General features: G+C 39.7%; 21 protein-coding genes. 8 read left to right on the forward strand and 13 right to left on the reverse strand.

From position 1 onward, the window contains the following. Positions 1-319: 319 nt before the first annotated feature. The 9 genes from I2484_RS06480 to I2484_RS06520 all read right to left on the reverse strand — a co-directional run bounded on the left by I2484_RS06480 (position 320) and on the right by I2484_RS06520 (position 11,659). Complete coding sequence (locus tag I2484_RS06480; RefSeq protein WP_207150218.1) at positions 320-1,600, reverse strand: sensor histidine kinase; 1,281 nt, start codon at positions 1,598-1,600, stop codon at positions 320-322. Next, complete coding sequence (locus I2484_RS21810) at positions 1,587-2,267, reverse strand: response regulator (protein WP_207150219.1); 681 nt, start codon at positions 2,265-2,267, stop codon at positions 1,587-1,589. Before I2484_RS21810 ends, I2484_RS06480 begins: the two co-directional genes overlap by 14 nt. Before the next feature lie 36 nt (positions 2,268-2,303). Beyond that, complete coding sequence (locus I2484_RS06490; RefSeq protein WP_207150220.1) at positions 2,304-3,080, reverse strand: ABC transporter ATP-binding protein; 777 nt, start codon at positions 3,078-3,080, stop codon at positions 2,304-2,306. Between the two features lie 25 nt (positions 3,081-3,105). Further along, positions 3,106-5,460, reverse strand: coding sequence for an FtsX-like permease family protein (locus I2484_RS06495; RefSeq protein WP_207150221.1), 2,355 nt, complete (start codon positions 5,458-5,460; stop codon positions 3,106-3,108). Positions 5,461-5,996: 536 nt separating this feature from the next. Then, positions 5,997-6,437: a hypothetical protein gene (locus I2484_RS06500; protein ID WP_207150222.1), complete on the reverse strand. Its 441-nt coding sequence runs from the start codon at positions 6,435-6,437 to the stop codon at positions 5,997-5,999. Between the two features lie 225 nt (positions 6,438-6,662). Continuing rightward, on the reverse strand, positions 6,663-7,862 hold the full coding sequence (locus I2484_RS06505) for a Bcr/CflA family multidrug efflux MFS transporter (RefSeq protein ID WP_207150223.1): 1,200 nt from the start codon (positions 7,860-7,862) through the stop codon (positions 6,663-6,665). A gap of 162 nt (positions 7,863-8,024) precedes the next feature. After that, positions 8,025-8,450, reverse strand: a complete 426-nt coding sequence (locus I2484_RS06510) for a hypothetical protein (RefSeq protein ID WP_207150224.1) — start codon at positions 8,448-8,450, stop codon at positions 8,025-8,027. Positions 8,451-8,629: 179 nt separating this feature from the next. Beyond that, positions 8,630-9,760 (reverse strand): conserved virulence factor C family protein, encoded by a 1,131-nt coding sequence (locus tag I2484_RS06515; RefSeq protein ID WP_207150225.1) that lies wholly within the window; start codon positions 9,758-9,760, stop codon positions 8,630-8,632. Between the two features lie 18 nt (positions 9,761-9,778). Continuing rightward, the gene (locus tag I2484_RS06520; protein ID WP_207150226.1) at positions 9,779-11,659 is read right to left on the reverse strand and encodes an ABC-F family ATP-binding cassette domain-containing protein; all 1,881 of its coding nucleotides are present in this window, start codon (positions 11,657-11,659) and stop codon (positions 9,779-9,781) included. Between the two features lie 196 nt (positions 11,660-11,855). Here I2484_RS06520 and I2484_RS06525 point away from each other — a divergent pair, with 196 nt between their 5' ends. Genes I2484_RS06525 through I2484_RS06540 form a run of 4 tightly spaced genes read left to right on the forward strand, consistent with a single transcriptional unit; the run spans position 11,856 to position 14,479 of the window. After that, complete coding sequence (locus tag I2484_RS06525; protein WP_207150227.1) at positions 11,856-12,287, forward strand: LytTR family DNA-binding domain-containing protein; 432 nt, start codon at positions 11,856-11,858, stop codon at positions 12,285-12,287. 12 nt (positions 12,288-12,299) lie between these two features. Next, complete coding sequence (locus I2484_RS06530; protein WP_207150228.1) at positions 12,300-12,719, forward strand: hypothetical protein; 420 nt, start codon at positions 12,300-12,302, stop codon at positions 12,717-12,719. Further along, complete coding sequence (locus tag I2484_RS06535) at positions 12,712-13,641, forward strand: ABC transporter ATP-binding protein (RefSeq protein WP_207150229.1); 930 nt, start codon at positions 12,712-12,714, stop codon at positions 13,639-13,641. Before I2484_RS06530 ends, I2484_RS06535 begins: the two co-directional genes overlap by 8 nt. Further along, positions 13,625-14,479, forward strand: a complete 855-nt coding sequence (locus I2484_RS06540) for an ABC transporter permease (protein WP_207150230.1) — start codon at positions 13,625-13,627, stop codon at positions 14,477-14,479. The genes I2484_RS06535 and I2484_RS06540 overlap by 17 nt, the downstream gene beginning before the upstream one ends. Before the next feature lie 61 nt (positions 14,480-14,540). On the opposite strand, the gene I2484_RS06545 is transcribed toward I2484_RS06540, so the two are convergent. The 3 genes from I2484_RS06545 to I2484_RS06555 form a co-directional block, all read right to left on the reverse strand. Further along, positions 14,541-16,133 carry a long-chain-fatty-acid--CoA ligase gene (locus I2484_RS06545; protein WP_207150231.1) on the reverse strand — a complete coding sequence of 531 codons (1,593 nt, stop codon included), beginning with the start codon at positions 16,131-16,133 and terminating at the stop codon, positions 14,541-14,543. Positions 16,134-16,370: 237 nt separating this feature from the next. Next, entirely contained in the window at positions 16,371-17,717 is a 1,347-nt protein-coding gene (locus I2484_RS06550; RefSeq protein WP_207150232.1) for a GntP family permease, read from the reverse strand. A gap of 13 nt (positions 17,718-17,730) precedes the next feature. After that, a complete protein-coding gene (locus I2484_RS06555) occupies positions 17,731-18,864 on the reverse strand; it encodes a glycerate kinase (protein WP_207150233.1) in 1,134 nt (377 codons plus the stop codon). A 124-nt stretch (positions 18,865-18,988) separates the two neighbouring features. On the opposite strand from I2484_RS06555, the gene I2484_RS06560 reads away from it, so the two are divergent. Beyond that, positions 18,989-20,071 carry a CdaR family transcriptional regulator gene (locus I2484_RS06560; protein ID WP_207150234.1) on the forward strand — a complete coding sequence of 361 codons (1,083 nt, stop codon included), beginning with the start codon at positions 18,989-18,991 and terminating at the stop codon, positions 20,069-20,071. Between the two features lie 405 nt (positions 20,072-20,476). Here the strand turns inward: I2484_RS06560 and I2484_RS06565 are convergent, their stop codons facing one another. Beyond that, positions 20,477-20,719 carry a hypothetical protein gene (locus I2484_RS06565; protein WP_207150235.1) on the reverse strand — a complete coding sequence of 81 codons (243 nt, stop codon included), beginning with the start codon at positions 20,717-20,719 and terminating at the stop codon, positions 20,477-20,479. A 391-nt stretch (positions 20,720-21,110) separates the two neighbouring features. Here I2484_RS06565 and I2484_RS06570 point away from each other — a divergent pair, with 391 nt between their 5' ends. The 3 genes from I2484_RS06570 to I2484_RS06580 all read left to right on the forward strand — a co-directional run bounded on the left by I2484_RS06570 (position 21,111) and on the right by I2484_RS06580 (position 24,531). Next, complete coding sequence (locus I2484_RS06570) at positions 21,111-22,601, forward strand: peptide MFS transporter (RefSeq protein ID WP_207150236.1); 1,491 nt, start codon at positions 21,111-21,113, stop codon at positions 22,599-22,601. Positions 22,602-22,802: 201 nt separating this feature from the next. Then, complete coding sequence (locus I2484_RS06575; RefSeq protein WP_207150237.1) at positions 22,803-23,126, forward strand: hypothetical protein; 324 nt, start codon at positions 22,803-22,805, stop codon at positions 23,124-23,126. Between the two features lie 388 nt (positions 23,127-23,514). After that, positions 23,515-24,531, forward strand: a complete 1,017-nt coding sequence (locus I2484_RS06580; RefSeq protein WP_207150238.1) for a DUF1646 family protein — start codon at positions 23,515-23,517, stop codon at positions 24,529-24,531. Positions 24,532-24,785 lie beyond the last annotated feature (254 nt).

Genomic DNA, 24,785 nt, shown 5'->3' on the forward strand with positions numbered 1-24,785 from the left:
AGCGATGCGACTTTTTTCTGTAAATGTATGGTGGTTATTCAACTGTCGCGCTCCAAATGGATACGTACACGAAGGAGGCCACTGAAAAACTTATGTTTTAAATCCTGTAAGTGAGCCTAGATTTAAAAGACGCTATTTCATTCGAAAATCGAACGAAATAGCGTCTTTATCTTGCGTATTCCTTACTCTGTTTCCCCCATTTTTTAATTCTAAGTAACGCTAGTGATTGTTCCATCTACATCAAAAAATCCGATTTTATAGTCCTTACTTTTCTCCTTTTAAAAAAGAGAAAAACCTCACAACGACCCTAAGGCTAACATCACAACCTAACAACCAATACAATAGCTACGACATTGTCCTTAGTTTCGGCAAAAATGTCGCCTTCCATTTTCTTAAGTAGCTGTTTGCCTATATATAATCCCAACCCGTTGCCTGGCTTGTCGCCTACATTTGAGCCCCGCCAAAAGCTTAAAAACATATGAGGCAGCTCATTTTGCGAAATGGATGCACCCGAATTCTCAATTCGGATTAATTGTCGATAGTCTTCTTCATAGAACGATACTTTAATATAATTACCGTCTCCGTATTTAATCGCATTTTCAATAATGTTATCGAATACCTCTACAAGTCTATCCGGGTCCCCTACCAAGAGCTTGTCTCGAGCTGGCTCTATCTCAAAATTAATTTTAAGCAGAGCAAGTTTTTCTTTATTACTATACGTTACCTTTTCAATCCACTCGCTTAAATAAAATTCTCTCGTTTGAATCTCAAAATCACTTAAGGAGGATGTTGAAGTGGTGATAATTTCACCAATCAGCTTTTCAATCTTTTCAGCATTTCGCTCAATGAGTTTGGCGCATTCCTTACGTTTCTTGTCACTTTCATAAAGGTCTTCATATAAGGCAACCGCATATAGCTTAATGGCAGAAACCGGTGTTTTAAGTTCGTGTGAGATGGATGCAATCAGTGTTTGTCTATCCTTTTCAAGTCGTAAATTGGTCTGCTTTTGCGACTCCAATTTCTCTCTGAGCAAATCAAGTCCCCAAATAAATTTTCCGAAGAACCTACTTTTACTCTCTTTTATACCTTGATGTAAATGTCCCTTTGATAATTCAAGTGGCATTTTCTCTATAGCATGAAATGGCTTAATAATTTGTCTTCTTACATATAACAGCATCAACAGAACAGCAGTTAAAGCAATTAGTAGAATACTATCTACGGTCATGATTAGTGACATATTCGAATTCTGAACAGGATAGATTATCCGCAGATACCCTGCTAATTGTTGTCTGTCATAAATGGGCTTGATCATAAAACCTGCTCCATTTCTAACATCTGCACCGTTAAAAAATTGTTCAATCTGTTTTGGCTCTGCATTTCCCGACATCCAATCAAAATCCTGGATATAGTTAGCTTGATCAATCTCAATATCATTTAGCAATACACCATTGTTCATCTGGTTGGCTATGCGATTCGCTTCAATCACATAGCCCTTGTTCGCCTCAGTACCTCCACCATAAAAGACAGCAAAGGAAAAAACGGTCACAAGCCCGATTCCAATGACAACAACCCATACAATTAGACGATTAAATTGCTTCATACTTGTATCCAATTCCCCATACGGTTAGAATTCTTCTTGGTTCTTTGGGGTTCGTCTCAATTTTCTCGCGAAGTTTACTAATATGAACAGTGAGAGTAGAAAGTTCACTAAAGCTATCAATGCCCCATACTGCATCAAACAACCACTCTTTGCGGAGGGCTTTACCTTTATTCATCATCAATAGCACCAATAAATCATATTCCTTGGATGTCATCACAACCAATTCATCTTTGAGATACACCTTCATCGAATCTCTATTTATGGTAAGGTCACCTGCAGAAAGCAATTGTTTGTTGTCAAACATATGATAGCTGCGACGAAGATGCGACCTTACTTTTGCGGTTAACAAATTTACTGAGAAGGGCTTTTCCAAGTAATCATCTGCCCCGAGTTCTAGACCAATAATCTTATTATCATCCCCATGTCTGGCACTCATAATAATGATTGGAAGATTATATCTTTCTCTAGTTATCCTACAAACCGCAAACCCGTCAAGCTCTGGAAGCATGATGTCTAACAACAATAGTTTCACCGGATATTCCGCAAGATATTGAAGCCCTTCTTCTCCACTGGGCGCAACAAATACGCTGTATCCCTCATCTAACAAGAAATCTGAAAGAATCGTAGAAAGCTCCATATTATCTTCAATGATTAAAATATCTACCACTGTTCTACACCTCTCTGACTAGCAACAACGGAAGGCTTACCAGCCCATTTCCATCAGCCAATTGTTCAATCTTCTTTCTCGTTCCCTTACACTCTTTTCATAGCTAAATTTATCTAATTTCAATTCACCTTGAATATTACCATCTACCATATAAAATACCTTATCACTTTGTGCGGCTACCTTCACATCATGAGTGACAATCATAATCGTTGTGCCGTCTCCATTAATCTGACAAAGCTCGGCCATAACTTCCTTTGCTGCCTTAGAATTCAGTGCCCCAGTAGGCTCATCTGCAAATAACATTTTCGGCTTGTTAATCAGCGACCGGCATATACATGCTCGTTGTAATTGTCCACCTGAAACCTCGGTGATGTCATGGCTAGCTAATTTAATAATACCAAGCCTCTTCATAAGCTTATCTGCATCAGCATTCACATCGCTACGACTGCGTTTACTCCCATTACTCTTCAAAGCTTGATAGCCCGATAGAATAATATTATCATAAATAGACAGATTTTTCAGCATATTAATTTGCTGAAAGATAAACCCCATCTTATGCAGCCTTATCTCAGCCATCTGTTTCTCTGAGAGCTTTGAAAGACTTATTCCGTCAAAAATGACCTCGCCAGCTGTTAAGCGATCCATACCACTGACAGTGTACAGCAATGTAGATTTCCCTGAACCAGATGGCCCCATAATTGAAACAAACTCTCCCTCCTGCAAGGTGAAGTTAATATTTCTTAACACATTATTTTGTTGTTTGTTCACGATGTAAGTTTTGCATAAGTTCTCAACAGTTAATACTGCACGCATGACTAGATTCCTCCCGCTCGTTTGATTATTCCTCATTCATGTTCCACACTTGTATTTTTTTGATTTGTCCGCAACTAGAGTAAACCGCTAATAAGACAACAATTACGATCAACAGTGGATACCATACATAAACTTGTAAGGCTACAATATTCATGTCGAACTTCGTTAAACCGAATAAACTAAACAACACGCCTCCTAGTTTTTCTCCAAATACATTCGCAATAAATAGACCCAATACAATGGATGCAACAAGCAGAATTAGAATACGCAAACTTTGCCATAGTTTTACTTGCCCATTCGTAAAACCAAGACTTTTCATAATTGCAATCCCTTGCACTTCTTTGGTAATTAAAAGCCTAACAAAAAGACTCGTAATAAAGAATATTATGAGACTCATAATCGCAATAATTAAGACAATAATCATCTTAAGTTGGCCCATAAACCCTCCAGTCAAATCGCCCATCATATCCATGGAACTTTTGATAGTGAGGTGACCTAACTGTTTTTTCATATTTTCCATAATTAGCGGTTTTTCATCAGCGGGAGCATTTATATTTCCCGTAAATTGATAAGCTGCTACATGTACAGGCTTAAAAGCATCTGATAATCGAACCATATACCCTTCATTGGTAATCGTTTGAAGAGTTCCAGAAATTAGGAAGGCCTGTTTTTTTCCTTCGATATCAAAAACAATTGAATCCCCAATGACTTTGTTGTATTTTTCTGACATAATGCCTGTTATCGCAATTTCATTCTCAAGCTTCGGAGCCACTCCGTCCAAGTAGTCATACTGTATTATCTTAGACTCGTTTTTCGTACCAATAATACGCCTGCCACCCTCGCCATTATCGGGAATATGTTTGGTGTTGAAATAATAATCAGCCGAGATTGTGACGTCGAAGTTCTTGTCACGAAACTCTTGTTCTAACAAATCCATCTCGTTCTGAACCTTAGACATCGAGCCCTCGGATGTCTCTGTTGCTGGGTAAAAATCAGCCTGGGTTGTTCCAAAATAACTAATAAAATTCGGCGCTAGTATTGTGTTGGCTAAATTGATTGGAATAAGAATAATCACAGTGCTTAATACAAATGTAAGAATTAATGTGGAATATCCTTTCATCTGATTTAGCACATCACTAATCGCTAAGAACAAGGCAGTATGAAGAAATTTACTTTTATGAAGAGACGTTTTTCTGGATGCCTTAAAACGCTCCCCGTTATTTCCCTGTCTAATTGCGTCAACCGGAGAAGCCTTATTTATTTTACGAACACACATCGAGCAAAATAATAATGTAACAGCTACAATAGCAACTGTGCTTAATGCAGCGACAACCAAGCTGGTACTGCCAACGGGCACAATTACATATTCCGATACTCTTCGTGACATAATTACCGTGAGAGGAAGGCTTATTGCTAAACCGATTACACCACCCACGGCAGATAATCCAAAATACTTAGTAAGATACAGTCTTCTAATACTGGCATTCGTAAAGCCAATTGCTTTCATAACACCGATTTCCTTGTAATCATCCTGTATCGTGGAAAAAATAGTGAATCGTAAGGTCAAAAAAGAAATAAAGACCAAAAATAAGCTAACAATAAATAAGATAGCTGACATAATACGATCCGTCATAAATGACAGTTCCACAAGCGCTTTGTCAATTTCCATAATGCTTAGAATATCCGACTTTGAAAATTCTATTGAAAGATCAGTTTCACTTTCTTCTGGGCTTTTGACAATACTCCATAACTTAATCCAAGTTTCCTCGGGCAAACTTTGCTTTATTTCATCATAATCATGCTGCGAAATTATAAGTCTTTTTAGGCCAATTAGATCAGATCCCAGAAGCGCATCTTTAAAAAATTCTTTCACTATAAAGGTTTTAGATAACCCTTCAACATCAATTGTGAGCTGATCTCCAAGTTTAATCCCCGTCGTATTCTTAATGTTAATCGGTAATCCTATTTCTCCCTCTTCCACTTTAAATCGTTCATCATTTTGCCCAAAAACATAATTTACATCTACAGGTAGGGTCGTCAAGAAAATACTAATATTTCCTGATAGTTCCTTACTCCCACTTGGAACGGTGAAGGCTTTCGAAGAAACACCAATTTGAACATCAGAGTAGTAAGAACCAATAGAATTCTGACTACTCATCCACTCTTCAATCTTTTTGTCGTTCTCTGGTGTGTTAGAGATCATAATATTGAGATCAGCGACCTGACTTGTTCTAATAAAATTATCTACAGCCGTTGTTGTGGAGACCATTAAATTGGTACTAGTAGCAATAAGTGTTGATGCCAAAGTAATTAGAATAAAGAGCACGGTATTCATAGCCTTTTTACGCTTCAAGTCCTTTTTTAGTATTTTCAGAAACACGGTATAACCCCTTTCTCATTCTGTCTATTCACATTATAAAGGGGTAGTTATTAAATAATCCTAAAGTCAAATGTGAAAAAAACAAAAAAATCGACGCTTCTGTAAAAATGATAGCAATGTAAATACCATTTTAGAGAGGGCGATTTTTATGCATAATGCAAAGATACCTATTTATTGTTAATAACAAATAAAGGTTCCGTAACAAATCAATAGGGGTCTCTTCCATTTATTAATTATTTTAATCCAGCAATGATGTAAAGTTAGTTACTATATTCATCATTTTGGATTCAATGCAACGCTAGTGTCCCCCATCAGTATAACGAACAAATCTAGCGAAGGAGCGACACGAATGAAAGGCAGCCTACTATCACCGCGTCCGGAAGGAGCCGGAGTAATAAAACCTAGGAGGGATGCTAGTTCAATTCCTCTCGAGTGACCTTCTGGTGGACTTATTGCTTGAGGCTCTCACCAATCGACTAAACCGCGTTGAAATAACATCCCATTTATTAAGTGCCGACTATATAGTTAGTTAATACTCAAGACTTTTTGAGTTTATTTTTGTCAAATGGCAAACCTAATTGCTTCCTATAAAAGTTGAAATTTAGTTCGACGTGTCGTAATAATCGTTTATTTTTATCAAATAACGTTAAACTATCTTCGTAGTGTTCCCACCTGATGTCCTTTTTAATGGCCCAAATAATCGAATCTAAATCAGGATCAACTAGTTCATAGTTCCTTTTTATAACGTCTTCAATTTCAAAAAAAGATTCTTTTGTAATCCCGTCATATCCGTCACCAGGCACAGTAGCTGCTACGAGTAATTTTAATACAGGGGTATAAACATTTTTCAAGATTTCTGTTTTATATTTTACCGCTTCGTTTCGTATCTCTTTCATTAGCTGAAAATGATAGTTAAAAAAACTTGTGATAATGATTGTAATTGAAGAACTGACTAACGCAATGATGACTTCTTTCACTGCCCTCTCTCCTAACGCTTCTATTCAACCGATATAGCCATTATATTCAGGTCGAGTAATGCAGTGTGTACAATCACCAGGTAATAGAAACAGCCGCCTACTCAATTTGAGCGGGCGGCTGTTATATTTGTTGAAAGAAAGAACCCCATTGAATTCTCTGCGACTAGCCCTTGAAAAGCGCCTTCGCTTAGATTATATAGGTATTCATTTGTTCATTATATATAGTTAGTTTTGTTCAACTTTGACTCTTGAAAGTCCAAAATACGCGAGGACTGCAATTAAACTTGAAGCGAAGATAATAGCTCCCATCGGAATTGCGGTCTCTTCGCCTGCTATTCCAACAAGTGGTGCCGTGATTGCGCCTAATATGAATGGCAGTAATCCAAGTAATGCCGATGCACTACCCGCAATATGCCCTTGCTTTTCCATCGCGAGTGAAAAGGAGGATGTCGAAATGATACCAATCGAAGCGACGAAAAAGAAGATAGGTACAACGATTGTAATAAGTGGTCCATTCATTAAAACTGCAATCAATAGCAGTGTACCTGAAGTTATAGAGATAAATAAACCCGATTCCAAAAAACGTTTTTCTGAGACAACACCCGTTAAGCGTCCTACTACCTGGGTCCCAATAATTAGTCCAAATCCATTCATACCGAATAATAAGCTGAATTTCTGTGGTGAGACTCCATATATATTTTGATAAACGAAGGGTGTCCCGGCGACATAAGCAAAAATGCCGGCCATGATGAAACCTTGCGCAAGTGCATACCCCATGAACTGTTTATTTTTCAGCAGCGACAGAAAGTTTTTTAATGTATGAGAGAGGTTACTTGGAACGCGCATTTGTTCCGGCAATGTTTCATCCATTCTCCATAGGACAATGACAAATAGCAAAAAGCCGATTGCGCTTAAAACAGCGAATACACCAGTCCACTCAGTAAACGCAAGAATACCTCCTCCAAGAACTGGTGCGAGGATTGGCGCCAAGTTATTAATCAGCATGAGTAAAGCGAAAAACTTCGTCAATTCTCGTCCGCTATATAAATCTCGGACGACAGCCCTTGAAATAACGATACCCGCAGCCGCGGCAAAGCCCTGCAAGAAACGTGCTGCAATGAAGAACCCGATATTCGGGGAAAATACACATAAAATTGATGCGATGAAATAGGCAATAAGTGCAATAAGCAACGGCTTTTTCCGTCCGTGGACATCACTCATTGGTCCAAGAATAAGTTGACCTAACCCGATACCTAGTAAGCAGGCAGTTAAACTCACCTGTACATAGGTAGCAGTGGTGCCAAAAGCACTTACAATTGTAGGGAATGAAGGTAAATACATATCTATTGTTAATGGACCCATCGCTGCCAGTGTTCCTAGAAGTAATGCAAACCGTATTCGTTTATTTCCTTTAAGTGGTCCCATGTTCAATAACGACCTTTCTATGATTGAAAAAACTCCCTATGTATGTGATGAAATCTCTACAGATGAATCACAAGTATTCTACTATATTACCAAAACGCCATATAGTAAAGAAGGATGATTTAGTTTCAAACCATCCCCACTAATTAATCAATGAAATCAGCATTATTTAAGGAATTCTTTATAAGCGATAACCTTTAATGCTAGAATTTCTTCATCTGTGAGCTTTCCTTCAATATTTTTTAACAGCTCTTGTATTTCCTCATTCGACATTCCCTTTTGGGCGTTAGATTGAATAGCTTGAAGTTCACTGTAACCGATTTTTTTAATTAATACTCTTGTTGCCTGCTCTTTTGTTGTAAAAGGAAGATTACTTTTTTCAACATTTGCACCTTCTTCAATGAAACGCATTAATTCAGGGTCATTTGCTACCAGTTGTTTAATTTCGTTTAACTGTCCGCTATTTTCTAATTCAGCAGTTACAACGTTCAGTACTTTATCGGAAGCGATATTGGTTCCGACATAATAGATCCCATACCCAGCTCCGCCAATAATTAATACGATAAGGAAAAGGATCTTCAACAGCTTCATATGTCTTCCTCCTATTTTTGATAGCTTAGGAAACTATAAAATCACGTACTGTGGATAAGCTGCAACATAGAGATTTCAAGTCCAGACTCAAGCGCTTTTGTTCTTTAGAAAAAACGTTAGCAGAATGCAAGTTTTCACATCCACTAACGTTTAACATATTGGTAAATGCAGTCGTCACATTACTCTTTTGAAGCCGTACGCGCCTCTGTCATTTGTTTCCAAACAGAACCTTTGGCATCTTCGCCTTCAGCAATTCGTTCAATTGCCATACGGATTTGGAGTTTAACTTCAAACTCCGGATCGTTTTCAGCCTCTTTCAAAGCAGGCAAAGCCTTGTCAGTTCCTGTTTCGTATAAAAACATAGCCGCACGCCAGCGAACCAGTTTATTTTTATCATTCAATGTTTCGATTGCTACCTGTTCGAACCCTTCGAAACCAAGGTCGCTCATGCAGTCTCCCGCCGTCCGACGCACGGCCCAACTTTTATCTTTAAGTGCTTTTTCAACATACGGAATGACCGCGTCGTCTTCAATCATACCAAGATAGACCGTTGCGAGACGTCTAATTGACATCTTTTCATCGTCCAGAGCCTGTTCAAGAAGTGGTGCATCCGACATGTCTGGGTCAGGGATTTGATCCAGCAGTTGGAATCTAGTTTCCCATTGGTCCACTGAGAACTCCTCTAGCGAAATTTTTCTTCCGCGCTGGATACTTTCACTTTGTCCTTCATTCGCCTGACGGATAATAGCTAGCAAACGTTCTTCTGGATACGCCGCCTCTATCTCTAGAATAACCGTTTCACCGATTTCAGCTTTTTCTCCGTAACGGATTCCATAATCTGCCCATTTACGCAATAATATATAGTTCTCCACTTCACGACCATGAACCTTTTCCATCGCTTGCACAAAGCGTTCACTTAGTCCGAACCGTTCTTCGGATTCGCTATCGAACACTTTCACTTGAAGAGGGATGTCCTTGTAAGTTTGAACGTGTACGTATACTTCCCCGTAACTGTCGTCGATTTCTTCTACGGATTCCGTCTGCTCACTTTTCTCTTCATTGAAAACAGCCTGGACGTCTGCAAGAATTGATTCCCATGCGACATTACCAATTCGCTCGACCGCCATGAAGTTCATGACGTGATAGATTCCTTTTACGCCATTAATGTTCAATAAAGCTGAAGCTGGATAGGACGCTGTTTCTGCATCATTTTTTTTATAATTATGGCTCGTCCCTTTTGGTAATTCTGTATCGAGCACGATTTTCATGGAGTTAGGACTTGGTGTTGGTTCAATGGTTACGATTTTCATGTTTATTTGCCCCTTTCGTTAGGACTTATTTAATTCTTGTAAAAAAGACCAACGTTCAATGAGTGTTTCGTATTTACCATTCAGTTCGTCAAGTGTTGCCGTCAGTTCTCTTAGTTTATCGTAATCTGAGCCAGTGGATGCCATTTCTGCCTCCGTTGCTTCGATTGACTTCTCTACATTTTCGATAGCTGATTCAATTGTTTCGTACTCTTTCTTTTCAGCGTACGTCATTTTCTTTTTTGGTTCCTGCTGAACTGGCGTTTCTACCTCAACGATTGGCTCATGTACCACTTTTTCTTTAGGCACATAGGTTTCGAGGAAGTCAGAATAGATACCAAACCATGTGTCGACATCCCCTGATCCATCCATTACCCATAGTTTTGTTGACGTTCGATCTAGGAAGAAACGGTCATGCGAGATTGTGATGACAACGCCTGGGAATGTATCGATGAACGTTTCCAGTACAGAAAGAGTCTCAAGGTCGAGGTCATTCGTCGGTTCATCCAACAGCATGACGTTTGGTTGTTCCATTAGCAGTTTCAATAGATAAAGTCTTTTTCGTTCGCCACCTGATAATTTACCGATGGGTGTCCCGTGTGCTTGTGTGGGGAATAAAAACCGTTCCAACATTTGCGAAGCTGAAATTCGTACACCATCAGCGCCTTCGATATCATTCGACGTATCACGAATGTATTCGATAATCCGCTTTTTCTCATCCATAAGTGGCGCGTGTTGTTGGAAATGAGCAATTTTAACCGTCGTTCCTTTGTCAATGATTCCGCTGTCCGGTTCACTTGCTCCAGAAAACATATTTAATAATGTCGTTTTTCCTGCCCCGTTAGGTCCGACAACCGCGATCCGATCACCTGATTGAAGGATACTTGAGAAATTATCAATGATTTTTCTTCCGTCGAACGACTTAGAGATGCCGACTGCTTCAATCACTTTCTTACCAAGGCGTGTCGACTTAAGCGCGACTTCCATTTCTCCACCCGTGTCATCTTTTTTGACTTTCTCCGATAGGTCATCGAAGCGGTCAATTCGTGCTTTTTGCTTTGTCGATCTCGCTTTCGCGCCTCGTCTAATCCATTTCAGTTCTGAACGATAGCGATTTCGGAGTTTATCGTCCGTCGATGCAGCCATCTCCGCGCGAATGGCTTTCGATTCAAGATAATTCCCGTAGTTACCTGTATGTGAATATAACGTTTTATCTGCAAGTTCATAGATATTGGTGGATAACTCGTCCAAAAAGTAGCGGTCATGGGTAACAAAGATGACAGCTCCTTGTTCATTTTTCAAGTAATCCGACAGCCACATAATTGAATCGACGTCGAGATGGTTTGTCGGTTCATCGAGTAGCAAAAGGTCGGCAGGCTCAATCAATACTTTAGCAAGTGTTACCCGTTTTTTCTGTCCGCCTGAAAGCTCGCCCATCTTCTTATCGAACGTTTCGATACCAAGTTTCGACAAAATAGTTCTTGCTTTTGAGTTAATATCCCAACCAGATAGATCGTCCATCTGGATTTGGAACTTTGAATATTGTTCCTGATTTAGTGTAGATTCCGGATCTGCCGAAAGTGCTTGAAGTGCGTACTCATACTCCAAGTTGACCTTGATAATCGGTGCGTCACTCTCGAACACCGTTTCCATCACTGTAAGTTCCGGGTCAATTGCTGGCTCTTGTGGTAAATAAACAATGCGGTATCTATTCGGATGTTCGGCCGAAATCGAATCAGCTTGTTCGACCCCTGCAATGATTGATAATAAAGTCGATTTGCCTGTTCCATTGATGCCGAGCAGACCGACTTTTTCTCCGCTTATGACCGTAAACGCTATATTTTTAAACAATGTTTTCTCCCCAACAGTCTTCGTGAGGTTTTCGATAATCAATTGACTCATAACAACACTTCCATTTCTAATATGTACCTCATCCTATCATAGCCGATTTACCTTACTTTTTAAAAGAGTATTGTACTATCGCATGTATCTTATTAGTTGAAATATGCATGTTACGCGAGAATTATTGTTCCGAATTCCACAAAATGGTACGATTCTATTCATAAGAATTCTGCGAAAGGATGTGATGATCATTCGTTTGACAGTTAATGAATCCAAGAACTATGACGAAGTTGAAATCACTATTAACTGCCCACAAATTGACAATGTGCTTGAACGGTTAATTAAGCAGATTAACCAACTACACAGAACTTTAACGGGAACAAGAGATGGGCGGACATATTCCCTTTTCGTTGATAACGTGTATTACATCGAATCAATTGATAATCGTTCGTTTCTTTACAGTGAAAAAGACGTTTATGAAAGTGACTTAAAGCTATACGAGATTGAACAAGTGCTGACAGGAACACATTTTATTAGAGTTAGTAAAAACTTAATTGTCAATACAGTGCTGATTGACAGCGTCAGGGCTTTATTCAACGGTAAGTTTGAAGCATCTTTGATGAACGGTGAAAAAGTAATTGTGAATAGACATTACGTCAAAGCTTTTAAAGAAAAGTTTTTAACGTGAGGAGGAAATCATATGGACCTAGTCAAGCACTACATTTCGGCAAGCTGTATTTCATTCACATTCAGTAGTCTATTTTATCTTCTTTTTAGTTGGTTAAAAGTCTTTCCGCCAATGGATGAAGCAATGATTGTTCATATGCTGTTTATTTCAATTAGCATTATCTGTTTGATTTTCATTACGCATCAGTTACCCATCCAACATCCGCTGATCCTAAGATTAATTGAATTACTAGATGTCATCATTGTACTTCTTGTTGCAGGTGCAGTTTTCAAAGTTTTCCCATTCACTTGGTATGATACTCCGTTCATTATCACGACTGGGATATTGACTTATATCGTTGTCATTGTCGTTACATTTATGGGTAATCAAATGAGTGCTACACAAATTAACGCGGCCATTGCTGGTAAAAAAAGGGGTGCTTCTATTGACTAACATAATTGAAGTAAATGGATTATCGAAATCATTTGGGAATATCACAGCTGTAAACGATATCAGTTTCTATGTAGAAAAAGGTGCTCTCTTTTCTTTTTTAGGAACGAATGGCGCTGGAAAGTCGACGACCATTTCAATTCTCTTGACACTCCTGCAGCAAGACAGTGGTTTTGTTATTGTAAATGGTTATACTGTGGGCAAAAACGACCGAGCCATTCGCCGAGAAATCGGAGTTGTATTTCAAGAGAGCTTACTTGATCCTTTATTGACCGTCAAAGAGAATTTAGCGATTCGGGGATCTTTTTACGGAATGACGAGGCAAGAGCGTAGCATTGCAATTAATCGAGTTATAGATATCGTGGATATACACTCTATTTCGAATCGACCTTACGGGAAATTATCGGGTGGACAACGACGACGAGTGGATATCGCGCGCGCCCTTATTCATAAACCTAACATTTTAATATTGGATGAACCGACAACAGGTCTTGATCCGCAAAGTCGGAAAAGCATTTGGGCAACCATACTCCAACTACAAAAAGAAACAGGCATGACTGTTTTTCTAACTACACATTACATTGAAGAAGCAGCGAACTCGGATTATGTCGTTGTTATGAAAGATGGTAGCATCGTTGCAAAAGGCACGCCCGAACAGTTGAAAAATGACTATTCAACGGATTTACTGACGATTTCTACGGAATGGGCAGATGAACTGCGTAGCTTGCTCATGTTAGATGGTTTGGATTTCGATGAAGAAAAGTCGCTTTTTCACATCCGCCTTAGCCATACGACGGATGCGATACCAATTTTAGCGAAATTCACTTCCTTCATCTCATCTTTTGAAGTAAAGAAATCCAGTTTGGATGATGTCTTTATTGCTATCAATGGAAAGGTCGTGAATCAGGATGATAGCATTCGCTAAACGGAATATCTTATTGTACTTTCGGGATAAAACCACTGTCTTTTTCTCGCTTCTAGCCGTCATTATTTTAATCGGGCTGTACGTTTTATTCTTAGGTGAAATGACCGCCAAAGGGCTTCCGGACTTCCCCGCAAAAAAGGCAGTCCTCACTACCTGGTTCATCGCTGGAATCCTAGCGGTAACCTCAATGACGACAACACTTGCTTCATTTGGCATCCTGGTTGAAGATCGCGCAAATAAAAAATATATGGATTTTTACTCTTCTCCTATTTCAAGATCGAGGTTGGTGGGTGGCTATATCATCAGTGCGTTGGTTGTAGGATTCATCATGTGTATGATCACACTCCTTGCTTCAAATGTATTTCTCTTCGTTTCTGGAGAAGGGGTACTGTCGGTCGGTAAAATGATAGCGGCAGGCGGCGTAATTATCTTATCCGTATTGGCAAGCGGATCGATGGTGCTTCTTTTGGTTTCCTTTTTCAAAACGTCAAATGCATTTGCCGCAGCAAGCACGGTCATTGGAACACTTCTTGGATTTTTAGCTGGCATCTATATTCCGATTGGTGGCCTACCTGATTACATCCAAGCAGTTGTCAAGCTTTTCCCGGTCTCCCATTCAGCTGCCCTGTTTCGGCAATTAATAATGGAGGCGCCCCTTCTAGAGGCCTTTTCTACAGCTCCAGTCACTATGAAACAAGCATTCGAAATCGATATGGGCATGTTATACGACATTAACGGAAAAAAAACTACCCTGTTATTTAGTATTATGTATCTCATTGGTACAACGTTGTTGTTTTTCGGACTATCCCTTCTTGTTATGAGAAGGAAAAGTAAATAAGCTTGAGCGTGCATAAAGAGGGGGATTCCTCTTGTGCACGCCCAAGCTTATATGTCATTCATTAATTCACTATGCGACCCGTTATACCTTTTGCTTCCCAGTAAGCATCCCGAATTTGGACCTTTTGAATTTTACCGGATGCTGTTTTTGGTAGTTCATCGACAAAAGTGATACCTGTTACGGCTTTGAAGTGGGCTAATCTTTCTTTGCAGTAAATGATGATTTCTTGTTCGGTAGCGGTCAAGTTTTCGCGTAGTACGATATAAGCGTGTGGGGTTTCTCCCCACCTCTCATGCGGAACAGCGATAACAGCTGCTTCGAGAACTGCCGGATGTCCATATAATACGCCTTCTACTTCAATTGATGATATATTTTCCCCGCCACTAATAATGACGTCTTTTTTCCGGTCGACAATATTGATGTAGCCATTTTCATCAATGGTCCCCATGTCTCCTGTCAGAAGCCGGCCGTTTTGCAACGCTTGTTCAGTTGCTCGATCATTTTTCCAGTACCCCTTCATTATGCCGTGGCTAAGCACTGCCACTTCCCCTACCTGTTTGCCATCCTGGACAACTTCATCCCCGTGCTCATCGAGGATCCTAACATCGCTTCCAATCATTGAGTAACCTGCTTTCGCTTTCAATTCGGTCTGTTGGTCTTTTGACAAACCTGTCAAATGCGAGCGAATCGTTGAAATCAGGCTAAGGGGTGAAGATTCCGTCATGCCATATACTTGTATGAACTCCCAGCCTAGCTCTTCTTCAACTCTGACGATGAATGCAGGAGGCGGCGCAGATCCTGCAATCACCACGCGAATGTCTTGAGTGATGACCGGATGATACTGATCATGATACAGTAGCAATGCATTTAATACGGTTGGTGCCATATGCAAAATGGATACTTTATATTCTTGTAGTGCTCTAAAAATGGATTCAGGTGTCGATTTTCTTGAGCAAATATGTGTTGCACCATTTGCAGTGTAGTAAAAAGGAGAGCCCCAGCCATTGACATGGAACATTGGAAGCACGTGCAAATAGACATCCGAGTCAGTGACCCTCAAATGGTGCATCGTACTAAGCGCATGTAGATAATTATTACGATGCGTCAACATGACCCCTTTTGGATCACCCGTTGTTCCACTCGTATAAAGCAAGCTACAGACATCATTTTCAGACAGTTCAGCGCGATCAAATGAAGCAGAAGAATAACTAGCCAGCCAGTCGTCATAGCCCGTTTCTAGTGTTTCATGATCTTTATAATGAACAATAATATGCTTAACTGTTTTAAATTGATCTATCACAGGTTTAATTAATGCATAAAGATCTTGATCTACAAAAAGCACCTTAGATTCGCTATGATTCAAGATAAATAGATAGTCTTCAGGTTTCAATCGTATATTTAGCGGTACCATGACGGCGCCTACTTGAAAAACACCATAGAATCCTTCCAGCATTTCTAGCGAATTCCCTGCTAAATAGGCGACATGGTCTTCTTTTTGAATGCCTAAATCACGCAGACCACGAGACAGCTGATTGACTCTTTCATTCAGTTCAGCATATGTAAAAACACGACCTTCACAACGTACCGCATCTTTCTTCCCATATAAAGCAACTGCCCGATCGAGGAATTGCGGCAACACCAATGGTATATTCATCCAAATCACCTCATCATTTTAATATAGTATATACCGTCTGGAATCTTCTGTCACCACAAAGTATACACTTTTATGAATAATTAGTTTTATTAAATGAAACATGCAAAAAAATCTGTCTTGATTGCCTGATGCAGACTATCAAAACAGACTTTTTTCACCTTACTAGATAATGATTCCAATGAAAAGCGCTTAGGGGCTGCTTACCTGAGTTCACATACGTAATTCAACCTATAACAGTTATACAAGAACAATCCATAGCAACATCGTAACTACAATCGTTGTTACGCCCTGTAACAGCGTTGCCATCGTTTGCGCCTTATACGCATCTGTCACTGTCATACCACTGAATTCGGTGACAACCCAGAAGAAACTGTCGTTCACATGGCTGACAGTCATCGCTCCGGCCCCTATCGCCATGACAACAAGCGCCAATGGAATAGCTCCTTCAATGCCTAATGAAGGCAACAGTGGTGCTATTAATGTTGACGTGATGACAAGTGAAGCAGTTGAAGAACCTTGGGCCGTTTTCAATGCCGCTGCGATGATAAAAGGAATAAGCAGGAACAATGCACCACCAGCTAACGCGTCCATTTTCATATTTGCGATTAGATCTGCAACACCTGAATTTGAAATAACTTTCCCGAATGCTCCTCCCGCTCCCGTAATGAGTAGAATAGGAGCTGCTTGTTTCAGCGCTTCACCAATCCAGCCTGATAAGGTTTCTTCATTAAATTTAGGGAGTAAAAGAAATGCTGCTAATACCCCGAATAACAGCGCAACAGATGGTGCTCCTAAAAATCGTAGAAAGTTGATCATACCTGTGTCTTCACCAGTAAGAGCTGCTATTGATCCGGTTCCAATCAAAATAATAGGCAGGACAATCGGAAGGAACGACTTAAAAGTAGTAGGCATTTCTCCAAACGACTTCACAATTTCTTCGTAATTCAGCCCGCCTTCCTCTGTATCTTCTGGCACTTCGATTTTAGAGGCGACTTTAACTGCCCATAAATAACCAACGATAACCGCTGGAATCGCAACTAAAAGTCCAATTAGAATAATGGTCCCTAAATAATTTTCCGCACCGATATTACCCGCTGCAGCAATTGGTCCCGGTGTTGGTGGCACTAATGTATGTGTCGCATACAAACCGGTTGCAAGTGCAACTGACATTGATGCAATCCCAACTTTCGCCCGTTTTGCAAGTGCTTTTTTCAAACTTGATAATATAATGAATCCTGAATCACAAAATACTGGAATTGACACAATAAACCCAATAAGTGACATAGCCAGTTGAGGGCGCTTTTCACCAATCAACCGTAAAACGACTTCCGCCATACGATACGCCGCACCAGATTTCTCTAAAATAACACCAATGATTGTTCCGGCAACAATGACAATTCCAATCGACCTCATCAATCCGCCAAAACCGTCATTAACGCTTTCTACGACTGTTAATAACGGCATGCCAGAAGCGATTCCAACAAAGAATGCGCCAAGTAACAAAGACAAGAATGGATGAACTTTTAAAACAGCCGTCAATAAAACAATGAGGACAACACCAAGAGTAATAACCCAAAATAACATCCCTACACCCCTTTTATTTTGTAGTCAAGTAATCTTCCATTACCTTCTTCGTTTTTGCTCTTAAATAATGACTTGCATGTTCAATAGACTCTTTTGATGAAACCGTTCCGTCCGCAATTGCATGAAGTTCGCTATACATCGACACCAATAGATTTCTGCTTTCTTCATCCAATGCACCTGAAATGAGAATGACAGGCTTCCCTTTCTTCTGCGCTACTTTAGCAACGCCAAATGGTGTTTTACCCGATAACGTCTGACTATCCGTTTTGCCTTCACCTGTAATAACTAGGTCGGCATCCATTACATATTCATCAAACGAAATTGCATCTAACACGACTTGAATACCTTGTTTCATTTCGCCGGGAAAGAAAGCTTGAAAAGCACCTCCTGCACCTCCAGCCGCACCAGATCCTTTTTTTTCGTGGAGAGAAATACCAGTTAGTTGTTCTACTACATTGGCTAACTTTGTTAAATTTCTATCGAGGATATCTACGACTGCCGGGGAAGCTCCTTTTTGAGGACCAAAAACAGCAGAAGCGCCATCAATCCCGACAATTGGATTTTCTACATCACAAGCTATGAGGAAGTTGCTTTCTGAAATTCGTTTATCAAAGTGAAGCATGTCGATTGTATGGAGGTCTCCGAGTGAGCCTCCACCCCTCGCCAGTTCCATTCCTTCATCATCAGCAAAGCTCATTCCGAACGCCTGCAACATGCCAACACCACCGTCGTTCGTTGCACTGCCACCAAGCCCGATAATAAAATTACGTAAGCCCGCGTCAAGCGCATGAACAATTAACTCACCGGTGCCATACGTAGATGTAATTAGTGGATTTCGTTCATTTTCCTGCAAAAGCATTAACCCAGAAGCTTCCGCGATTTCAATAACACATACTTCTTCATCGCCTAAGATGCCATAACTCGCCTCAATTTTCCGGCCAAGCGGATCTTGCACAATGACAGATACTGTCTTCCCACCAGTAGCTCCAACCAAGCTGTCCATTGTCCCCTCCCCACCATCAGCCGCAGGAAGCATTACCGTCTCGATTGAGGGGTCAGCATCGCGTATGCCTGCTGCCATCGCTTGTGCCGCTTGAACGGCGGTCAAACTACCTTTAAATGAATCTGGTGCCACGACAACTTTCATAAATATCTCTCCTTAACTAAAGCGCTTACATAGAGTATAGTGGTAAGATTCTGAAAATACATTATACTAAGTGTATAGAATCATTCAGAATACTTGCAGAGAATTTATACACGGGGGATAGAATATGTTAACAAAGCAACTTGCTGATGAAATTGTTGAGCAAACCATGATTCGATTAAACCGTAATTTGAATGTCATGGATACAAATGGAATGATTTTAGCTTCTGGAGAAGAAATACGAATCAATAAAATACATGAGGGTGCAGCATATGTAGCAAAAACGGAGGAAGTTTTGTGGATAACGGACGATAACATAGCGGAATGGTACGGCACAAAACCAGGTGTTAACATGCCGATTCATTTCCAGCAACAATTGGTTGGTGTCATTGGGATAACCGGTAACCCTGCGGAACTCCGAGAGATTGCAACACTTGTACAGTTAACAACTGAAATGATGGTTCACCAATCACTCATCACTTCACGCGCAGAATGGAAACGAAAGCTGAAGGAACTTATATTCGAAGAATTAGTGAGTGGTGAACCACTTTCACTGATTGTTAAAGAGAGGCTTTCCCTTTTGGAATTTAGCACAATAAGCCCGTACTCAACACTATTAATTGAATTTGAAAATTTCCTACCTTCCTCACAAAGAATTATTGAAAAGTTGGAAGATCAATTTGAAAAAAATACCGTTCTCATTGGGCATTCGCAGTTGAATGAAGTATTTATATTAATAAGCGGAATGACGGGAACTAATCTGAAGAGGAAGATTTCTACATTACTACCTACTTTGCAGAAAGACACTTTTGTGAGAATCGGTGTTGGCTATACCGTCAATTCTTTAGATGAAATTCGCTATTCCTATACTACTGCTAAAAATGCACTTCAATTTGCAAAACCAACACAACATCTTATCTACTTTGAAGACGTCGAATTATTGGCTCTGCTGAAAAGAAACACCTCATCTACTGAAACAACCCAGTTTTCCAATAGGGTATTGAATGGGTTGAATGCACAATTGAAGCATTCACTATCCGTCTACTTTTCTTGCAATCAGAACAACACGATAGCGGCCACAACCTTAGAAATTCACCGTCATACATTGACATACCGGCTACGGAAGATAGAAGAACTAAGTGGCTATAATCCTTCAATTTTTCACGATGCAGTATTATTGAAAATGGCACTTTTACTAGATGAAAAATAACACGTCTGTCGATTAACTAAAAATATCCAGTAAAAAACATACTAAAAGCAACTAGACACTGCTTATATAGTTGCTTTTAGTATGTTTGGATTGAATGACTTCTATAGGATTTCCATGATGTCTGGATATGTAAGGATGCGTATGGGGCATATTCATCCATTGCGCTCCAAATGTCTAAGTGCACTAGGTGCAGATGCTTTTTGTGACGAAAGAATAGTGGTGCTTCTTATCTGAATAAGAGCCGCCAAAGATGCAACTTTGGCGGCTGAAACTTTATCTATGTTTTTTCATTTTTCACTAGGTTTTTATTCAAATAAATGGTTGATCAACAGATGTGAAGAAATAACTATTTATACATTTCCCCCCTTAAGTCTCCATTACCTAAGGGGGGTTTTCATGTTATCTCTATTCCGTTTTCTCAATCACCGTTCTACCTCCAGAATACAATCCGCTTGCAGATAAGCCCATCATCAAACCGACGAGTACACCAGCTTTAATATCTGCAGGATAAATGTAAATTATGCCCCCTACAACACCGAAGATGAGAGCCATGATAGGCAATAACCGCCTTGGCATGCCATACATCTTTAACAAAGACACAATTCCAATGATAAGTGGAATTAAGACGACATCATAGATTTCCACCATTTCTCCTCCTAGACTAATTAGTCGGCAGTTGAGTAACTGCTTAAAAGGTGAATCAATACTCTTTTCGTCTATTAAAAATTATAAGACGCCCTATGTACTTGGTCGTCCTTGACCAGTCACTCTTTTTTTCCGACATCCCTTCTTCACTTTGTATTTAATCTTGTTTCACTCTATGAAAGCTACCGTGTGCGCATGTATAGTAAACTATTTAATTTTAATAATATAACTAATTGTTTTTATCAGAATATCTATTTTATAGATTATGAATATTCCCTCCAACCAGAAATGTCGCAATATCAACGTTATTGGAAATAGAAGCGTTTCCAATAATTATTTTTGACAATTGAAAACGATTGATTGTATTATAGTGAAATATGAAGGAGGCATCATCATGTCACAGTTAACTAAGAAACAGATCGTGGAGAGCGTCCCGCAAAAAGGATTCTTCGGGCACCCTAAAGGTTTGTTCACATTATTCTTCACAGAGTTCTGGGAACGTTTCTCATACTATGGTATGAGAGCAATCCTTGTGTACTATATGTACTACGAAGTATCTAGTGGCGGGCTTGGATTAGATAAAACAATTGCTTTGTCCATCGTCTCTATTTATGGTTCCCTGGTCTACATGTCAGGTATTATCGGCGGATGGCTAGCTGACCGAGTATTCGGTACATCAAAAGCAATTTTCTATGGCGGAATATTTATTATGCTAGGTCATATTGCGCTTGCTATTCCTGGTAACATTTCACTGTTCTTCGTTTCGATGATTCTCATCGTAATTGGGACAGGGTTACTAAAACCAAACGTCTCTAGTGTCGTTGGTGACATTTACCCTGAAAACGACAACCGTCGTGATGCAGGATTCAGCATCTTCTACATGGGGATTAACATGGGTGCTTTCATCTCACCACTTATCGTCGGAGGTTTAATGAAAACAAGTTTCCATTTAGGATTTGGTGTTGCTGCAGTTGGGATGTTTTTCGGATTATTAGTGTTCGTCTTGACGAAAAAGAAAAATCTAGGTCTTGCAGGTACGCAAGTTCAAAATCCACTGCAACCAACTGAGAAGAAAAAAGTATTCTCAATTTTCGCAATTGCCGCTGTAACAATTGCGATTCTAGTTGCGATTGCCATCCCTCGCGGCTGGTTGACTTTTGAATCATTCATTGTAATTGTCGGGATCCTTGGCTTCCTTATTCCAACGGTTTATTTTGTTGTTATGTATAGAAGTCCAAAAACGAATGATGTGGAACGGTCACGAATTATTGCTTTCATTCCACTCTTCCTAGCGTCTGTTGTCTTTTGGGCAATTGCTGAGCAAGGTTCAACAATACTTGCAGTCTATGCAGATACACGAACAAATCTTAATATTTTCGGCTACCAAATTTCACCGGCCTTTTTCCAATCATTTAATCCATTGTTCATCATTACAATGGCTCCGGTTTTTGCATGGCTATGGGTGAAACTTGGTGATCGACAACCTAATATTCCGCAGAAGTTCTCGCTAGGTCTTCTGTTTGCCGGTTTATCATTCATCATTATTTTACTGCCCGGCTATTTCGGCGGTACAGATGCTCTTGTGAACCCACTCTGGCTCATCCTAAGCATCTTTGTCGTCGTCTTAGGGGAACTGTGCTTATCTCCGGTAGGTTTGTCGGCAACGACAAAACTTGCGCCTGCAGCGTTCTCTGCGCAGACGATGAGTCTATGGTTCCTGTCGAACGCGGCTGCACAAGCGCTTAACGCGCAGATCGTCAAATTATATAAACCTGAAACTGAAATGATGTATTTCGGAATCATCGGTGGAACAGCGATTCTATTAAGTGTCCTCTTATTCGCAGTGTCGCCGATTATCCAACGATTTATGAAAGGCGTACGCTAAACACGCTTGAAATAAAACAAGCAGTCCCGTGAGTATACGGGGCTGTTTTTTTCATCATCAGTTTTCAATCTAGAAAACAACAACATGCGTTCAACTAAACAATGGCTATTTAGCAGTAAGTTCCCTGTTCAATAGTATGAACATATAGTATCTAATAGAATGAAAATATTCGTTAGTTAATATGGTCGAGGGGCGATGATTTTGAGTAGAAACGACTCATTATTCAATGGCGGATCAAAAAAAAATGATAGTTCAACGGATACAGGTGCTAAAATTGCATTATGGGGTTCAGCAATCTCTACATTTGGGGATGCCCTCCAAACCCTTGGTGGCGCTATTTCAATCGAAGAAAGTAGGATTTCTGACATTCAGCAGCAACAAGAACTTGATAAATTACAGAGTCAAATTGACGACTTAAAAAAAGAACAAGTACAAAATAACTCGCAGAATACTGATGTAGAGACACTCAATAAGTTATTAGAAAGAATTGTTAAACGGTTAGAAAAGGACGACGATGCAAAATAAAAAAAATGAGCGAAATTGTATGCCCATGATTTGCGCTATTCTAATTGCTAATGACAAAAAAAGAGAAGCTAATTACGCAATTCACGAAGTTTTTAAGAGAGGAGATTTAAATTCAATTAAATTTAGCGAGAAACCAAACCGCTTAGATAACCTAAGCGGTTTTTTGTGTATTTACCTTCTGAAATTATGTGATTTCAACTGTTTTTAACTTGTTTCTTCAGAAAAGAGAATCCGTCATCTCAAACCGGTCACACAATTTGATTTCAGAGCAGTAGAAACTACTAATTCTGCTGATTGTATTTATATAATTAACTGTTTTTCTATTTCTATTTCAATGATAAGATAAACTTGACCCTATTTTTAGATTAGAATAAAAAGGAGGTTAATTATGTTACTCGGCTTATCAATCATCTTAATACTAGTATTAGTATTGCCGTTCACAGTAAAATTAGTTGAACGGAACTTGGAAGTGTTTTTATTCATTATGGGGATTTCTGCGGTACTTGTCAGTCAAGTGCTTGACTCGGCTTTGATCGTTAAAGCGATCAAGGATCCGTTACATATAACCCTAGCCGTTATTTTCGCCGGGTTATTATTCCGTTGGCTTCAAAAACCATTTGAAAAAAGTATACGTGGCATGAGCAAAGCAATTCCATTCCGCTTATTCTTAGCACTTATCGTAATCGTTTTAGGAATCCTTTCAAGTATCATTACAGCAATTATTGCCGCTATTGTACTGGTCGCAATTGTAGGCGTTTTGCGCCTAGACCGTAAATCGGAAATCCGACTTGTCATCATCGCATGTTATTCAATTGGTCTTGGTGCTGTACTTACACCAATTGGGGAACCCCTGTCAACAATTGCAACAAGTAAATTGGATGCTGACTTTTTTTATTTGTTACGTTTAATCGGCCCTGATATCATTCCAGGCGTCATTTCTTTTGGAATATTAGCCGCAATTATTATCAAACCATCAAATAAGTTGAACAACTTGAAAGTTAATCGAGGAACTGAATCGTATATGGATATCATTATTCGTGGGATAAAAGTGTATTTGTTCGTAATGGCTCTAACGCTGCTTGGTGCAGGCTTCGAACCATTTATCGAGAGATACCTCTTGGATTTAAACCCACTCATATTATATTGGATTAACATGATTTCAGCAGTGCTCGATAATGCTACATTAGCTGCGGCAGAAATCAGCCCCGTTATGAATGATTCAACAATTAAAGCTCTTTTACTTGGACTGTTAATTAGTGGTGGCATGTTAATACCGGGAAATATCCCAAATATCATCGCTGCTGGAAAACTTCATATTAATAGCAGTGAATGGGCTCGTTTTGGCCTTCCTATTGGCTTGATTGCAATGGTTATTTACTTCGTAGTAATCGTGACTGTCGGGTGAATGAACAAAAGCGCAAGCGCATGTTATAAATGACGCTGCCTAAATGCGCCACTGTATGACACCTACATCCTGTAGGCCCGTCACAGGCATATAGACGGGCTGGCTGTGCGACGTTCTAAGCCTATGGAGGCCCGACTTATGACCCAAGCCTCTATGCGCTGGAGTCTTGACGTGAAATCTCTATGTTTTAGATTATCCACAGTGCGTGAATTTATAGTTTCTTAAGCTATAAAAAAAAGGATGTAACATGAGTG

This window comes from Sporosarcina sp. E16_8, assembly GCF_017347095.1.
Lineage (GTDB): Bacteria > Bacillota > Bacilli > Bacillales_A > Planococcaceae > Sporosarcina.

What these genes read in the sequence shown, in the direction of transcription:
- I2484_RS06480 (WP_207150218.1), bottom strand. Translation starts at nt 1,600, where the DNA reads ATGAAGCAATTTAATCGTCTAATTGTATGGGTTGTTGTCATTGGAATC.
- I2484_RS06490 (WP_207150220.1), bottom strand. Translation starts at nt 3,080, where the DNA reads ATGCGTGCAGTATTAACTGTTGAGAACTTATGCAAAACTTACATCGTG.
- I2484_RS06505 (WP_207150223.1), bottom strand. Translation starts at nt 7,862, where the DNA reads ATGGGACCACTTAAAGGAAATAAACGAATACGGTTTGCATTACTTCTA.
- I2484_RS06510 (WP_207150224.1), bottom strand. Translation starts at nt 8,450, where the DNA reads ATGAAGCTGTTGAAGATCCTTTTCCTTATCGTATTAATTATTGGCGGA.
- I2484_RS06515 (WP_207150225.1), bottom strand. Translation starts at nt 9,760, where the DNA reads ATGAAAATCGTAACCATTGAACCAACACCAAGTCCTAACTCCATGAAA.
- I2484_RS06520 (WP_207150226.1), bottom strand. Translation starts at nt 11,659, where the DNA reads ATGAGTCAATTGATTATCGAAAACCTCACGAAGACTGTTGGGGAGAAA.
- I2484_RS06530 (WP_207150228.1), top strand. Translation starts at nt 12,300, where the DNA reads ATGGACCTAGTCAAGCACTACATTTCGGCAAGCTGTATTTCATTCACA.
- I2484_RS06540 (WP_207150230.1), top strand. Translation starts at nt 13,625, where the DNA reads ATGATAGCATTCGCTAAACGGAATATCTTATTGTACTTTCGGGATAAA.
- I2484_RS06545 (WP_207150231.1), bottom strand. Translation starts at nt 16,133, where the DNA reads ATGAATATACCATTGGTGTTGCCGCAATTCCTCGATCGGGCAGTTGCT.
- I2484_RS06550 (WP_207150232.1), bottom strand. Translation starts at nt 17,717, where the DNA reads ATGTTATTTTGGGTTATTACTCTTGGTGTTGTCCTCATTGTTTTATTG.
- I2484_RS06555 (WP_207150233.1), bottom strand. Translation starts at nt 18,864, where the DNA reads ATGAAAGTTGTCGTGGCACCAGATTCATTTAAAGGTAGTTTGACCGCC.
- I2484_RS06560 (WP_207150234.1), top strand. Translation starts at nt 18,989, where the DNA reads ATGTTAACAAAGCAACTTGCTGATGAAATTGTTGAGCAAACCATGATT.
- I2484_RS06565 (WP_207150235.1), bottom strand. Translation starts at nt 20,719, where the DNA reads ATGGTGGAAATCTATGATGTCGTCTTAATTCCACTTATCATTGGAATT.
- I2484_RS06570 (WP_207150236.1), top strand. Translation starts at nt 21,111, where the DNA reads ATGTCACAGTTAACTAAGAAACAGATCGTGGAGAGCGTCCCGCAAAAA.
- I2484_RS06580 (WP_207150238.1), top strand. Translation starts at nt 23,515, where the DNA reads ATGTTACTCGGCTTATCAATCATCTTAATACTAGTATTAGTATTGCCG.